The following is a 14167-nucleotide window of genomic DNA, read 5'->3' as shown; positions in this document are numbered from 1 at the left end:
GGTCCAGCCGACGAACGCCCGGACCCCCCATGCTTGAACGCGAACTCGAAATATTCGTCCACGGTCCAGGTGGCATCCGACGGCTTTTCGTCTATCGCCGCTGGATGTTCCTGTTGCCGCTGGGGGTGCTGGCTGTTCTGGCTTCCGGCGGGGCGTGGCTGTGGCGTTTTCAGTCCGGCTACGAGGAACTGGCCTTGCGGCGTCAGGCGGCGTTGGGGGAATTGGCCGGGCAGAAGGCGGCGGCCCTGCGCCTGCGCGACCGGGTGCGGCTTTTAACCGAAGAAACCGGCCGCATCACCTCATTTAATACCAAGCTCGGCGTCATGCTCGACAGCCCGGCCGCGACGGACGTTCCGGGTGGGGCAACCGCTCCCCGCCTGCCGGCAACGGCGTTGGACGGCGACCTGGGGCGGCGGCTGTTTGATTTTCTCGACGGCCTTGGCCGCAGGCTGGCTGTTGCGGAAGTGGCCCAGCAGGATCTGGCCCGCAGCCTGTTTGCGCGCAAACTGGAATTTCTGGCCAAGCCCAGCCTGTGGCCGGTGCGGGGATTTATCACCTCCGGGTTTGGTGCCCGGCCGTCGCCTTTTGGCCGGGGCGGCGATTTCCACAACGGCGTGGATATAAAGGCCCCCATCGGCAGTCCGGTCTTTGCCGCCGGGGCCGGCCGGGTCATCGAGGCCGACACGATGAGCGGGTATGGCCTGCGCGTGGTTATCAGCCACGATTATGGCCTGGAAACCGTCTACGCCCACCTCAAAAAGGCCGAGGTCAAGCCCGGCCAGCAGGTCAAACGCGGCCAGATCATCGCCCAGTCCGGCAATTCCGGGCGCACCACCGGAGCCCATCTGCACTACGAGGTGCATGCCGGCGACACGCCGGTCAATCCCCGGCAGTATATGCTTGATTAGGCCGCGTCCGTGCCCAGCCGCAGGCGCACGGCGGTCCAGGCCGTTTCCAAAGTCGTCCAGGCGGTATCCAGGTCGCGCGCGGCCGCGACTTCCATTTCGTCCCGGGAAAAAAGTCCGTCGAGTTTGGTCCTGGCCCCGAGGAGCTGGCCCACGGCGGCCTGGCTGCGGGCTTGTCCCGGGCCGGCGTGCTGGTGATGGGCCACGGCCAGGGTGCCGGCATAGACGGCCCGGCGACCGCCGATAAAATTGCTTAAATCCCGGGCCAGATCGTCGAACTGGCTGGGCGAAAAGCGGATATCAAACGGCGCGCCGCCAGTCAGCGCCCGGCTGCGCAAAAGATGGCAGCAGCCCGACACCGAGGGGCACGGCCGGTGGCTGGCCAAAAGACCCAGATCCGGCCCCGGACCGTAATTGACCAGTGGACGCACGGTATGCGCCGCGTCAGGGGGCAGCAGGCGCACATCGGCGGCCTGGACCACCCGGGCGGCTCCAGAAGCAGCGGCCAGGATGCGCGCCCCGGCCACATCGGCGTCGGCGTCGGCCAAAAGGGCTGCGGCCAGCGTTTCCAGCCAGTGCGGCGGCAGGGTCACGTCGTCGTCCACGTAGGCGGCCAGATCGTTGGGACCGAGGCCGGCGGTGCGGGCCAGCCAGTTGCGGGCGGCCGGCGCGCCCACGTTGACCGGCAGGCGGATGCTGCGCAGCCGGTCCGGGCCAAACCGCCCGGCCATGGCCTGGCACACGGCAGCGGTGTCGTCGCTGCTCCCGTTGTCCAGCACCGTGACCCGGGCCGGCCCCAAGCGGCTTGCGGCCAGACTGCGCAAGGTTTTTTGGAGCAACCCCGAACGGTTCCAGGTGTAGAGAAAGACGTGGAGCCGGCCGGGCAGCCTGTCCAGGTCCACGGCCGGCGGCGGGCAGAGCAGGGCGTGCAGGCGCTGGGTCAGGTCGGGATGCCAGTTTTCGGTGCGCCACAGTGTTGCGAGCAGGCGCAGGGCGTCGTCGGTCTGGCCGAGTTGCCCGAGGAGTTGGGCCGTAGCCAGCGCGCCAAAGCGGGGAAAACAGGCCGCGTCCACCTGGGCCAGGGCGGCCAGGGCCTCGTGGGGTCCGTCCCAGGCCAGGGCGGCCTCGGCCGCCAGACGCGCCCCGGCAGGGGCCAAAAGTGGATCGCGCCCCAGGCGCCCGACGACTTCCCGGGCCAGATCGGCCAGTCCCCGGGCCAGGGCAAAGGCAAAGGCCCGGCCGCACCAGTAAAGACCCTCCCCGGGATCGTCCATGGCCCGGCGCAGGAAGGCCGTGGCCGGGGAGGCGTCCGGGGTCTCGGCCAGGGCGGCGAAGGCTTCGGGCTGGTTGGGGCGGCGCAGGCGGCGGCCGAGTTCGCGCAGCATGGCCCGGCGGGCCGGGGCGTCGGCCAGCACGCGCCCGGCGGTGCGGGCGTCGGCGGCAAAGACCGGATCAAGGGGGACGCGCTCGAAATTCCAGGCAGCCAGCCGGGCGGCAATACCCGAAAACTTCGGCCGGGCCACGGCCAGGGCAGCCAGCCGGGTGGCCAGATGGCGGCACAGCCAGGGGCCTTCCAGGCCAAACGCCCACAACGGTAATATTTCCCGCAGGCTGGCCGGACCGGGATGGAGTGTCAGGGGTGTTTGTCGGGTCATGTCTCCAACCTGCGGTCTGACGGTCTGGACGTTTCGTAATTTGACGGGAGCCGCGTTACAGGGCATGTAACGACCACTTCCCAGCACAATATCATGCCGCGCCGCAGCGAAAAGGTGGCGTGGCCTATGAGGATTCCCATGTTCCGAGGAAAATCCGGGCTTCTCCTGGCCGTCCTGCTGATCGGGCTGGCTGTGGCGCTCGCTCCAGGGTGCAGCAAGTACGACCAGCAGGAGCGCAATGTGCAATACGTCTCCAACGATCTGGTACGCAAGGACGCCGAAATCACCTGGCGGCAGGTGAACGAGGCACACGCCGCCTGGATCAAAGCCGGGGCCAGCCACGACAAGGCCGACCCGGCCTTTATCGTGTACCAGGACGCCTACGCCCGCTACGCCGTCAGTTACAACGAACTCTGGGATCGTCAGGACAAGCCCAGTTACGCTGGGCGCCTGCGTGCCGCCACCGACGCCCTGCCGCCGCCCCCCCCGGGCATGGCCGTGCCGCTTGCCGCGCCCAAGGCCGAGCCGGCCACGCCGACGACACCCGGCGGCGATCTGCCCGGACCGGCCGGCCGCACGTTGACCGACCCGGCCAAGTCGGCCAAGCCGGCACCGGAGGCAGAACAGGCCGCCCCGGCCGGCCGCCCGGCCAAGTCAGCCAAATCGGGGGCTGTCGTTGCCGCCGGGCCCGGCAGCTACCTCGTCCAACCCGGCGACACCCTGGCGTCCATTGCCAAGCTGCATGGCCTCAGTGAAAAGCGTCTCATGGACGCCAACGGCATCACCGATCCGCGCAAACTCGCCGCCGGAAAGTCCCTGACCATCCCGGCCCCCTGACCGGGGCGTGCCACCACGTCTTTTGCCAAGGCCTTCGGCTACCCGCCGAAGGCCTTTTGCATGGCCGACAGCAGTTCGGCCAGTCGCCGCACATAGGTATGCTCGGCCAGGATGCGCTGGCGGGCTGCCTGGCTCAGGCGCGTTCGCTCGGCCGGGTGGGCCAGATAGTGGCGCACCATGTCCCCGATTTCGCCGGGATGGCTGTAAACGGCCGTCTCGCGCCCCAGATCGAAAAGCCGGCCGAGTTGCTCCCGGGCGTCGGTGAGGACAAAGCCGCCGCAGGCCGGCACGTCAAAGACCCGCTGGTTGACCGCCCCCTTCATCTGCTGGCTGGTGGTGTTGAGGCTGATATCGCTTTGCCGGTAGAAGTGGGGCAGTTCGTCGTAATAGGCCAGGGGGGGGATGCGCCGCCAGTCGCGCCCGACGCCGGGAAATACGCCATCCCAGGCCGCGTCCCCGGCAATGATCGGGGCAAACGGCAACAGCCCGGCCACACAGGCCTGACGGCTGCGCCGGGTGGCCTCCCAGGTCAGGGCCAGCTCGGCCGCGAGTTTTTCTTCCGGGGAAGCCAGGGCGGCATAGGCCGGGCCGCAGACAGCGTGGGCCAGCAGGAAGCGCCGGGCGCTTTTTTCCGGCGCGGCGGCAAAGCCGGCCGCTGCCTCGGGCAAAGCTGCCGCCAGGGCCGGGCTATGGGCCAGTCTGGCCAGGGCCTCGGCCGCCTGGGACGCCATGGACGCGCCCACAAAGGACGCCTCGGTGCGCCAGCGGTGGCCGGCAACCGGCGGGCCGGGCGTAAACCGGTCCGGGTCCGTGGCCAGGGGCAGCCAGGACACCTGGGAAAAGCCCAGTTCCTGCATCTCGGCCACGGTGTCGGCGTCGTAGGAAAAAAGCATCAGCCCCGGGGAGGCCAAACCGGCGTAATCGTGGAGCACCAGCCGCGGGCTGTCCACAAACCAGGAGGCCAGCGGCAGGCCGAGTTCGGCCAAAAGGCCGGTCAGACGGCCGTCGCGGTCCAGGCCCAGGTGGTTGACGGTCAGGGCAAAATCCGGGCGAAAGGCGGCCACGGCGGCCAGCAGCGCTTCAATCGTCGCGGTTTGGCCGCGCTGGCCCTGCCCCATGTCCAGGCGCAAAAAGGGCACCTCCAGCCGGGTCAGCGCCGCTTCAATTTCCGCATAGAGAAAGTACGGCCGCCACAGGAGCAGCACGCGGGGCTTGGCGGTGGTGAAGCGGCGGTAGCCGATGCTGCGGCGTAGGGTTTCGTAGCGGGTAAGCCCGGCCGTGGCCGGCCCGTACCAGCCCGGGTCCAGGCGCGGGTAGGCCGGGTGGGCGATGACGCACAGTTTGGCAAAGCCGGCTGCCCGGGCGGCGTCGGCCACCACGGCGGCAGCGGCCAGCGGGTCGGGAGCGTCGCAAAAGCGCACGTCCGGGTCGTTGGCAAAGCGCGCCCGCACGTTTGTCGCCGCCTCAAGGGCCGTTTCCCGGTCCAGGACGAAAACCGGGGCGAAGCCGGCCTGGCGCACGGCCTCGATGCCGGCACCAAGGCCCGCCCCCACAAAGACCGGCAGGCACGGCTGGCCTGCGCCAGTCCCCTCGGCCCGGGGAGCCGGGTGCGGACTGGCGACGCCAGTGCCCCCCGCGTCTTTCCTGTCGGCGTGGCCAGCCCTCCCGGCGAAACCGGTCCTGTCGGCCACCCCGGCCTCGGTCGCCACGCCCTCACAGGCCGCCACGGCGGCCAGGGCCTTGCCGGCCTCGGCCGCCGCCCCGCCCCGGCCGGCCAGATGGCGGACCTTGCCGGCAACCTCCAGGCGCACGTCGGCCACGGACCCATCCGGGGCCAGGATGGCCGTGGCGGCGTACTCAGGGCAGGGCGGCGTTGGCATGAAGCAGGGCCTCATCGTGTGCTGGAAAGTTTCAGTGCAGTTTTCAAAGCAACATCGAGAAAACCACTTTTTTTCTCAATAAGCCTGTTTCAATTGGTCGCCGCAGCAACGGTGACTCGCATTAAACGCCTCCTCCGGCTGCCTCAGTCTTGAGCCGACCGCAGCACCAACCCGCGCCGCAACCCCCTTAATAAACTTCTCCAGTTGGGGGGTCCGGGGGGATCATCCCCCCGGCCGCCGGAGGCCTCTTCTGTCTTCTGCCTTCTGTCTTCTCTCTTCGCCCACTCCCCTTACTGCAACGGCAGTTGCAGAATGCGGGTGACGGCTTTGCCGGGGATGCTGACGATGCCTTGGAGCACCCGATAGAGCATATCGCCGATGATGCGGCTGCGATCGATAGTGAGTTTGGGGCCGTCGAGGGGACCGATGATGGTGGCCGGCACTTGCCCACCGCCAGTGAGGGAGGCCGTCAGCGACAGGTTTATCGTCTCCTCGCGCAGATCCACCTGTCCTTTGCCGGCCACCAGCATGCGCGGGCTTTCGATGCGAAAGTCGTCGCTGTGGGCCACGCCGCCCCGGGCCGTCCAGGTGGATGAGAAAATATCGAAAGGGATGCGTTCCTCGCTGGGTTGCCCCCCGGTTTTGTGGTCGTTGTCGCGAACTTTGAGTTCGCCCCGGGTGACTTGCAGGCTGCCGTTGCCGGCCAGATTGCCGCGCAGTTCTTCTTCATTGGCCCCGCTGGTGCGCGCGGCCACGACGAAGGTGCCGGTTCCCGAGGCCAGGGTGTCGCCCTCGGCCCAGTCCTTGAGGAACCGGGCGATCTCGATGCCTTCGAGTTTGAGTTCGATGACGGTCTTGAGTGCCGTGTCCCGGACGTCGCCGCGCACTTCGGTGAAGAGACGGCCGCTGTAAAAGTGCGACGATTCCTGGCGGAAGGTAAAAAGGCCGTTTTTGGCCAGAAATGTGGCGTTGCTGGCGTCAAAGGTCACGTTGCCTTTTTTGAGCCAGCCAAAATGGATTTTGGCCTCCAGGGCCATCTCGCGAAGCGTCTTGAAATCAAGCGGTTTGCGGCGCTCGGCGGCGGCGACGGCAGGTGGTGCGGCGGCCGGTTTTTGCGGGGCATAGGCGTCGAGGTCCAGGCTGTCCACGGACAGTTCCCATTTGCCGCGCGTGGGGTCGTAGCGGTCCATGACGCCATGGCCGGTGACATGGGTGTCGTCCAGGCTGGCGGCCAGCTTTTGGATGGCGATGGCCTTGTCATCGACGGTTCCCGAGGCGGTGAGCGAAGCCTTGGCCAGCTTGTCGGCCGGCGTGTCGGCCGGCAGGGCCACGCCCCAGGCCGGCAGCACCTGGCGGGGCTGGAGGTTGGCGCAATCCAGGCTGAACTGGGTCGGCGCGGTGTCGCCGGCCTTGCGCCAGATTTTGGCCGTGGCCAGCGCGCCGCCGAGATTGCAGGCCAGATCCCCGACTGAAAAGCCGCCGGCCGGGTCGGCGCTGACCGGCCCGGACAGGCTGAGGCGGATATCCCGGGTGGTGCCCGAGGGCCGGAGCAGGGCTGTGGCGTCGAGCTTGCCTTGCAGGGCGTCTTTGAGCCGGCCGGCAAGGTCCAGCGAAACCGGCGCGGCCAGATTGAGCCGGATATCGCGCAGGCCAAAGGTTCCCACGCCGCCGTCGGCCCCGGCTGTGGCCAGGGTCAGGACGGCGTCGCCGTCAAAGCCGTCGGCGTTGTCCAGGCCTTTGACGGTCAGGATGGCCTTGGGCGCAGCCACGGGCAACCGCTTCCCGTTTCGGGTCAGGAAAAGCTGGGAGGATTCGGCCTCCAGGCTGGCGGCCACGTTCCCGAGCCGGCCCGTAGCCGCGCCGCCGGCCTCCAGGCTCGCCTTGGCCGTGACCGGGCCGGCCAGGGGCAGGCCGGTTTTGGCAAAGAGCTTGCTCGCCTCGGCCCCGGCCAGTTGCAGGGCGGCCGTCAGCCGGCCGGCGTTCTGGCGTTCCACCGTGCCGGTCAGTTTGCCGCCGAAAAGCTCGGCAGCGTCGATGACGGCGGCCATGTTTCCGTGGCCAAGGGTCAATTCCAGGACAGCGTTTCGGACCTCCAGGCCGCGCCCGGCGATCTGGTCCAGGCGCAGCCGGCCGCGAGCCTGGGGCGTTCCAGCGCTTGCGGTTTGCGGCTCGGGGGCTGGCGGCGTTGGCGGGAAGCGGTCGAAGTCCAGGCTGTCGGCGCTCAGATCAAAGGACAGGCCGGCCGGCTGGAGCGTGTTGTAGCCGAGCTGGCCGCGAAGGACGGTCTCGGCGACCTTGGCCTCAAGGCCAGTCACGGCCCATTTGCCGGGGGGGCCGGGCAGCCAGGTGACCTGCCCCTTGGCCTGGGTCGCCAACCCCGGGGGCAGGCCGGGCAGCCCCAGCGCCTTGGCGGCCGCGCCAGGGTCGGGACTGGCCAGGGACACGGTGCCGGCGGCTCCGGTGGCGTCCAGGCGGCCGGAAAAACGCAGCGTGGCCCCGGCCGGCTCCACCGCAGCAGTGATGTCGCAGTCCGGGCCGCCGTCCTGGCCGCCTGGGGCGGTCAGCCGGGCGTCCAGGCTGGCCACACTCCCGCCGGGCAGGGTGGCCGTAGCGGGATAGAGCCGCACCAACCCGCCCGCACCGCGCAGGCTGGCGGCGGCTTCGGCGATGACGAGCCCGCCCAGGCTGCACCGGTGCAGGACGGCCTGCACGTCGAGCGTTGGCTTAAAAAGCCACGCTCCGGGCGCGGCCCAGCCGCCGTTCCCCACCGGTCGCGGCAGGCGGGCAAAGGGGATGTCTGCGGCGGTGACAGCGGCAACGATGGTCGGCGCGTCGCCAAAGGTCGCCCGGCCCGTGGCCTGCACGGTTCCTTCGGGCAGCCGCAGATCCAGGCGCTCAAGGGTGCAGCCGGCGGCGTCGGCCGTGACCGTTACGGCGGCCGTGGCCTGTCCCGGTTCCGGCGGGGCCGGGCGCAGGCTGGCCGAGGCCGGGAGGCTGGATGGGCGCGGGTTTCCGGCATCGGGCGGGGCCACGAGGCTTTCCGGCGTATCCGGGCGCACAAGGCCCAGCATATCCAGCCAGTTGCCGGCCATGTCGGCGGACAGGGCCAATTCGGACTGGAGCTTCGGTGCATCGGGCAGATCGGCCACCGTGGCCCGGCCGGTCAGGCGCAGGCCCGGTGCCCGGGAGTCGATGTCGGTGAGCGTCAGCACGGCTCCGGCCGGGTCGTAGTCGAGGAAAAACCGCGACACCAGCCGGGCCGGGGTTGCGCCGCCGGGCCGCAGCGGGGTGTTCGTCACCAGCCCGGATTCGACCGTGGTCCGGTGCAGCCCCAGGCGTCCGGTTGCGGCGTCGAAGGAGGCCTGGCCTTGGAGATGGCACTCCAGGGAGGTGTCCGGCAGCACCCCGGCGGCGGTAAAGCTGGCGGAAAAAGCAAACGGCTGACCAAGGCCGGTGCGCAGGCGCGCGCCAGTGACGGCCAGGGTCCGGCCGGTGGTCGCGTCGGTGAGGCGTGCGGCAATGTTTTCCAGACGGATGTCCCGGGGTTGCGGGGCCACGGTCCAGCCCGAGCCGGTGGTCGAATCCTGGAGGGCAGTGAGATCGCCCCAGTTGGTGCGTCCGTCGGCGGTCCGGACCAGCTGCACGACCAGATCGTTGACCCGCACCGAACCCGGCGAAACCACCTTGGCCAAGAGCGGCAGCATCCGAATGGTCATTTCCAGCCGGCCGGCGGTCAGCATGGGCTCGTCGTCAAAACCCGGGGCATTGGCCACGCTCACCGGTCCCATGGCCAGCCCGAGCCAGGGAGTCAGCGTGATGGATACGCCGCCGGAAACCGTCACCTGCCGGCCCAGGGCGTCAGTGAGGGCCTGTTCGGTGAGGGCCTTGAGCCGGGTCGGGCCGATGATCTGCCGGGCGGCCAGGGGCAGGGCCACGGCCAGGATGATGACCAGCCCGAGCAGGAGGGCGGCCAGTCGCGGCAGGCGGGACCGGCGTGGGGCCGGGGCGGCGTCGGGTGGTGGCGTCGGCATAGGTGTAGGGATAGGGGCGAGCTAGAGGCTGACGTTTAAGCCCGTGCGTCCGGGCAGGCCGCGCTGGGCTTCGATAATGGCCCGGCGGCCGTTTTTGACGACCAGCAGATAGGAGGCGGCGTCGGTGACGTCGTTGACTTCGATTGTCCAGCCCCGGGCGACCATGTCCTTGGCGTAAAAGGCGCTGACCTCGGCCGGGCTGGCCCCGGTCTCAAACAGCACAGCCGTGGCCTTGGGAAAACGGATCACGCGCTTGAACTCGGCTCCGGGAAACACCCCGGCCTCGTTGCCTAAAACGGCCCGGTAGTCGTCCTGGGACAAGGCCGGGGCGGCAACCAGCAGGCAGCACAGAGCCAAAAGCAACACGCGCGCCACAACGGTCGTCGGCACGGCAGACCTCCTTTGGAATCGGGGGTTGTTGTGCTACGAGAGCGGCCCGAAGTCAAAGGCGGCCAGGGTTGCCGTTTTCGGCAATCCGTGGAAGAAACGGGGAAAAACAACTCCCATGGAGCGCGCATGCGAAGCTCGATCTTCTTGTCCCTGGTCCTGGCTCTTCTTTTGGCTAGCGTTGCCGGCTGTACCCGGGAAACCGGCGGCGGTGAAGCCAAGTATCTGCATCTGTTCAACACGGCCTGGGCCGCATGTCCCAACCGGGGGCTGTACGAGGTCCGGGTGGAGTCTGTTGCGCCCCGGCCCGATGGCCTGAAAACAGTGACCGTGCGCTACCTCTATAACAACGGCATGGTGCCGGACCAGGGCCGGGCGGCCATGCTCGTCACCCCGGAAAACCGGCTGGCCGACAGCTGTGTGGTGGATCTTGCCATCAACCGCTGCCTGTGTGGCGACGCGGCCCCGGGCTGGCGCGTCGGGCCGTAATCCCGCGACCGGAGGCAGCCTCCCCCTTGTAACGGCGGCCGTTCCCCGGTATGCCGCTTGACCGAACCGACACAGCCAACCACCCAAAGGCGAATCCATGTCCAAAGTGTATCTCATCGGGGCCGGTCCCGGCGATCCGGGGCTTTTAACCCTTCGCGGCAAGGAGCTCCTGTCGCGCGCCGACGTCGTGGTCTACGACTATCTGGCCAACAAGGCTTTTCTCGATTTCTGCCGCAAAGACGCGCAAATATACTATGTCGGCAAAAAGGGCGGCGACCACACCCTGCCCCAGGACAAGATCAACGATCTGCTGGTGGACATGGCCAAGTCCGGCAAGATGGTGGCCCGCTTAAAGGGCGGCGATCCGTTCGTCTTCGGGCGCGGCGGCGAGGAAGCCGAAGAGCTCATTGCCGCGGGCTGCGATTTCGAGGTTGTCCCCGGCGTGACCTCGGCCGTGGCCGCGCCGGCCTATGCCGGCATCCCCATCACCCATCGCTCGTTTACCTCGTCGGTGTCGTTTATCACCGGCCACGAAGACCCGACCAAGGCCGAAAGCTCGCTCAACTGGGCCGCCTTTGCCCAGTCCGGCTCCACCTTGGTCTTTTTCATGGGGGTCAAAAACCTCCCGCACATCACCGAAAATCTCATGAAGGCCGGCATGTCCGGCGACACCCCGGCCGCCCTGGTGCGCTGGGGCACCACCTGCCGCCATAAAAGCCTCATTGCCACCGTGGCCACCATGCCCGAGGAAGCCCAAAAGCACGGCTTTGCCCCGCCGTCGCTCTTTGTGGTCGGCGGCGTGGTCGGACTGCACGAAACCCTTTCCTGGTATGAAAAGCGCCCGCTGCTCGGCAAGGGCGTGGTTGTCACCCGCAGCCGCGAGCAGGCCAGCGACTTAACGCGCCTGCTGGCGGAAGAAGGGGCCTGCTGCTTCGAATTCCCGGCCATCGAAATCGCCCCCCTGGCCGATACCGCCCCGGTGCGCGCCGCCATCGAGACGCTTTATGAAAATGACTGGGTGATTTTCACCTCGGCCAACGGCGTGGACTGCTTTTTTGAGCAGTTGGACGCCGTCAATCTCGACGCCCGGGCCTTTGCCGGCATCCAGGTGGCGGCCATCGGACCGGCCACGGCCCAGAAACTGGCCGAGCGCGGGCTGCGGGCCGATTTCCTGCCCGAACGTTTTGTGGCCGAATCCGTGGTCGAGGGCCTTTTAGCCCGCGATGTGCAAGGCAAAAAAGTGCTCATCCCCCGCGCCCGGGAAGCCCGGGACGTGCTGCCGGAAAAGCTCGCCGCCGCCGGTTGCGCCGTGACCGTGCTGCCTGTCTACGACACCCGGCCCGTGGACCAGGACCCCGAGGAACTGATCGAGGCCATCAAAGCCGGCGACATCCACTACGTGACCTTTACGAGTTCCTCCACGGTCAAAAACTTCTTCGCCCAGATTCCGGCGGAGGTGCTCAAGGCTTCCCAGGTCAAAACCGCCTGCATCGGCCCCATCACCGCCGCCACCCTGGCCGAATACGGCTTTACCCCGGACGTCAACGCCGCCACCTACACCGTGCCGGCCCTGGCCGAAGCCGTCATCGCCGACGCGAGAACGACGTCATGACCCTGCCCATCGCCGTGCTCGTCTCCGGGACAGGTTCCAACCTGCAAGCCCTCATCGATCACATCGAAGACGGCACCCTCCCGGCCCGCATCACGGCGGTGGTGGCCAACAAACCCGAGGCCTATGGCCTGACCCGCGCCCGAAAGCACGGTCTGGCCGCCGTGGGCCTGCCCCACGCCGCCTTCCCGGACCGGGCCGCCTACGACGCGGCCCTGCTGGCCGCCGTGCGCGACTCCGGGGCCGAAGCCGTGGTGCTGGCCGGTTTCATGCGTCTGCTTGGTCCCGAGTTCGTGGCCGCCTACCGGGGGCGCATCCTCAATATCCACCCGGCCCTGCTGCCCAGCTTTCCGGGCCTGCACGGCCAGGGCGCGGCTGCCGACTATGGCGTGACCATCGCCGGGGCCACGGTCCATTTCGTGGACGAAATAATGGACAACGGCCCCATCGTTATCCAGGCCGCCGTGCCGGCCCGACCCGATGACGACGCGAAAAGCCTGGGCGAGCGCATCATGACCCTTGAACACCGCATCTACCCCCAGGCCGTCAACTGGCTGGCCACCGGCCGCCTCACCATCCATGGGCGCAAAACCCGCCTCGCCCCGGCCGATACACCCCTTGCCGACATTGGCGACGTCATGCCCTGTCTGGTCAATCCGCCCCTTGAGGCCGGTTTTTGACGCAGTACGGCGAAGGTGCCCGGCCTACTCGTCGCGCAGCACGCTGAGCACCTCCACGTTGGCCGCCTGCCAGGCCGGATAGGCGCCGGCCAGGATGCCGAGTGCCGTCGAGCCGATCAGCGCGCCGCCGATCAACACCGGGCTGAAAACGTTTGGGAACTGGGCGATGCGATAGACCAAAGCCAGCACCAGCAGGGACACAAGCGTTCCGGCCGCGCCGCCGACCGTGGCCATGAGGCCCGATTCGATCAGAAACTGGCGGATGATGTCGCCGCGCCTGGCCCCGACCGCCCGGCGGATGCCGATTTCCAGGCGTCTGGCCCGCACCAGCAAAATCATGATCGACAGGATGCCCAGCCCGCCGATGCCAAACGACAGCGATGAGCTGATAAATCCCAGCGTTTGCACCAGATCCAGCGCCTGCTGTTTGACGTCCATGGTGTCCTTGGCGGTGAGCACCTTGAAGTCGTCGGCCTGCCCGGCCTCGGTCTTTATTTCGTGGCGACGGCGCAGAATCTGGACCGCCGCCTCCCGGGAGGCGTCAAAATCCGCGCCGTCGGCCAGACGCACGTACACGCCGTGGATGTAGTTTTTGTTCGACATGCGCCGCATGTAGGTGGAAAGCGGCACGAACACCTGTTCGTCCTGGTTGGCACCAGAAATGTCCGAGCCTTTTTCCTCCATGACGCCAACCACTTGCAGCCGCGCCCGAAAGATAAAGACCGACTGGCCCAGGGCGGCCTCGGCCGAGCCGAACAGCCGGGTGGCGATGGCCGGTCCCAGGGCGCACACCAGCGCTTTGTCGTCCTCCTCGGTCTGGTCGATAAAGCGTCCGAATTGGGCCGTGTTGCCGCGAATGGACGGATAGTCGGGCCAGGTGGCCACGACCTGGCACATGATTTTTTTGTCCCCCACCCGGATGGGCATGGGAAAACTTAAATACGGCACGCCGCCAACGGCCGAGGGCAGGCCGCGCAGCAGGGCTACGGCGTCGGGAAGCTTCAAATTGGTGTTGCCGGCATCGGGCCGGATATCGCCCCGGCGGAAGCGGATGTTGCCGGTCATGGCCATGAGCAGATTGGGGCCGAGCTTTTCCGTTTCGAGAACGGCCTTGCGTTCCATGGCCAGGGAGATATGCAGGACGCCGGTCAGGGCAAACGTCCCCAGAAACACGCCCAGCATGGCCAGCACCGTACGCATCTTGTGCGTGGCCAGGGCTTTGAGCGCAATGCGAAGGCTGAGTAACACGGCAGATGCCTAGGCGGACGAGGAAATTTTGGCTTTCCCCTCGACATACGGCTCCGTGGCCCAGGGGAAGATGTCTTTGGCCCGGCTGACGGCGTAGGCTTCCACTTCCTTGTGCCAGGTGCGAAACATGCTGACGATGTCATGGCCAAGCGGCGTCAGGCGAAAGCCCTTTTTCGGCCCCGAGCGCTCGACCAGCGGCTGGCCAATGACGGTTTCGGTCTGTTTCATGCGCCCCCAGGCGGCGCGATAGGACATGCCCATGGCCGAGGCGGCCTTATTGAGCGATCCAAGTTCCTCGACCAGCTCCAGCAGTTGAATCCGGCCCAGCCCGAGCATCATGCCGTCTTCGGTTTCCAGCCACATGTGCAGCCGTTGTACGGCCCTGATGTTACGCATTTCCCCTCCCTGTGCAGCCCGACCCCTGGCGTCCGGGTGGCAATGTCTTA

Annotated in this window: 11 protein-coding genes; 5 read left to right on the top strand and 6 right to left on the bottom strand. The window is 67.8% G+C overall.

The features are described 5' to 3' along the window. The first annotated feature begins 29 nt into the window (after positions 1 to 29). A complete protein-coding gene (locus tag GTA51_RS11115; protein ID WP_160961100.1) occupies positions 30 to 908 on the top strand; it encodes a M23 family metallopeptidase in 879 nt (292 codons plus the stop codon). Here the strand turns inward: GTA51_RS11115 and GTA51_RS11110 are convergent. Beyond that, entirely contained in the window at positions 905 to 2560 is a 1656-nt protein-coding gene (locus GTA51_RS11110; protein ID WP_160961098.1) for a glycosyltransferase family 2 protein, read from the bottom strand. The two genes, GTA51_RS11115 and GTA51_RS11110, sit on opposite strands and share 4 nt — an antisense overlap. A gap of 138 nt (positions 2561 to 2698) precedes the next feature. Between GTA51_RS11110 and GTA51_RS11105 the strand changes: the two genes are divergently transcribed. Further along, complete coding sequence (locus tag GTA51_RS11105) at positions 2699 to 3397, top strand: LysM peptidoglycan-binding domain-containing protein (protein WP_160961096.1); 699 nt, start codon at positions 2699 to 2701, stop codon at positions 3395 to 3397. Positions 3398 to 3435: 38 nt separating this feature from the next. Here the strand turns inward: GTA51_RS11105 and GTA51_RS11100 are convergent, their stop codons facing one another. The 3 genes from GTA51_RS11100 to GTA51_RS11090 all read right to left on the bottom strand — a co-directional run bounded on the left by GTA51_RS11100 (position 3436) and on the right by GTA51_RS11090 (position 9698). Then, positions 3436 to 5277, bottom strand: a complete 1842-nt coding sequence (locus GTA51_RS11100; RefSeq protein WP_160961095.1) for a CgeB family protein — start codon at positions 5275 to 5277, stop codon at positions 3436 to 3438. Positions 5278 to 5567: 290 nt separating this feature from the next. Next, positions 5568 to 9308, bottom strand: coding sequence for an AsmA family protein (locus tag GTA51_RS11095; RefSeq protein ID WP_160961093.1), 3741 nt, complete (start codon positions 9306 to 9308; stop codon positions 5568 to 5570). 21 nt (positions 9309 to 9329) lie between these two features. Further along, entirely contained in the window at positions 9330 to 9698 is a 369-nt protein-coding gene (locus tag GTA51_RS11090) for a hypothetical protein (RefSeq protein WP_160961092.1), read from the bottom strand. Between the two features lie 126 nt (positions 9699 to 9824). Between GTA51_RS11090 and GTA51_RS11085 the strand changes: the two genes are divergently transcribed. The 3 genes from GTA51_RS11085 (at position 9825) to purN (ending at position 12473) form a co-directional block, all read left to right on the top strand. After that, positions 9825 to 10184, top strand: a complete 360-nt coding sequence (locus GTA51_RS11085) for a hypothetical protein (RefSeq protein ID WP_160961090.1) — start codon at positions 9825 to 9827, stop codon at positions 10182 to 10184. 97 nt (positions 10185 to 10281) lie between these two features. After that, positions 10282 to 11796, top strand: coding sequence for a uroporphyrinogen-III C-methyltransferase (gene cobA / locus GTA51_RS11080; RefSeq protein WP_160961089.1), 1515 nt, complete (start codon positions 10282 to 10284; stop codon positions 11794 to 11796). Then, positions 11793 to 12473, top strand: coding sequence for a phosphoribosylglycinamide formyltransferase (gene purN, locus GTA51_RS11075; RefSeq protein WP_160961087.1), 681 nt, complete (start codon positions 11793 to 11795; stop codon positions 12471 to 12473). Before cobA ends, purN begins: the two co-directional genes overlap by 4 nt. 24 nt (positions 12474 to 12497) lie before the next feature. On the opposite strand, the gene GTA51_RS11070 is transcribed toward purN, so the two are convergent. Continuing rightward, positions 12498 to 13721: an ABC transporter permease gene (locus GTA51_RS11070; RefSeq protein WP_343039507.1), complete on the bottom strand. Its 1224-nt coding sequence runs from the start codon at positions 13719 to 13721 to the stop codon at positions 12498 to 12500. A gap of 9 nt (positions 13722 to 13730) precedes the next feature. Then, positions 13731 to 14117: a winged helix-turn-helix domain-containing protein gene (locus GTA51_RS11065; RefSeq protein ID WP_160961085.1), complete on the bottom strand. Its 387-nt coding sequence runs from the start codon at positions 14115 to 14117 to the stop codon at positions 13731 to 13733. Positions 14118 to 14167: the final 50 nt, after the last annotated feature.

Source organism: Solidesulfovibrio aerotolerans (assembly GCF_009856865.1).
Classification (GTDB): Bacteria; Desulfobacterota; Desulfovibrionia; order Desulfovibrionales; family Desulfovibrionaceae; genus Solidesulfovibrio; species Solidesulfovibrio aerotolerans.
Note: the sequence above shows the minus strand (reverse complement) of the source record. Positions and strands in the feature narration are given on the sequence as shown.

What these genes read in the sequence shown, in the direction of transcription:
- GTA51_RS11085 (WP_160961090.1), top strand. Translation starts at nt 9,825, where the DNA reads ATGCGAAGCTCGATCTTCTTGTCCCTGGTCCTGGCTCTTCTTTTGGCT.
- GTA51_RS11115 (WP_160961100.1), top strand. Translation starts at nt 30, where the DNA reads ATGCTTGAACGCGAACTCGAAATATTCGTCCACGGTCCAGGTGGCATC.
- purN (WP_160961087.1), top strand. Translation starts at nt 11,793, where the DNA reads ATGACCCTGCCCATCGCCGTGCTCGTCTCCGGGACAGGTTCCAACCTG.
- GTA51_RS11105 (WP_160961096.1), top strand. Translation starts at nt 2,699, where the DNA reads ATGTTCCGAGGAAAATCCGGGCTTCTCCTGGCCGTCCTGCTGATCGGG.
- GTA51_RS11110 (WP_160961098.1), bottom strand. Translation starts at nt 2,560, where the DNA reads ATGACCCGACAAACACCCCTGACACTCCATCCCGGTCCGGCCAGCCTG.
- GTA51_RS11100 (WP_160961095.1), bottom strand. Translation starts at nt 5,277, where the DNA reads ATGCCAACGCCGCCCTGCCCTGAGTACGCCGCCACGGCCATCCTGGCC.
- cobA (WP_160961089.1), top strand. Translation starts at nt 10,282, where the DNA reads ATGTCCAAAGTGTATCTCATCGGGGCCGGTCCCGGCGATCCGGGGCTT.
- GTA51_RS11095 (WP_160961093.1), bottom strand. Translation starts at nt 9,308, where the DNA reads ATGCCGACGCCACCACCCGACGCCGCCCCGGCCCCACGCCGGTCCCGC.
- GTA51_RS11065 (WP_160961085.1), bottom strand. Translation starts at nt 14,117, where the DNA reads ATGCGTAACATCAGGGCCGTACAACGGCTGCACATGTGGCTGGAAACC.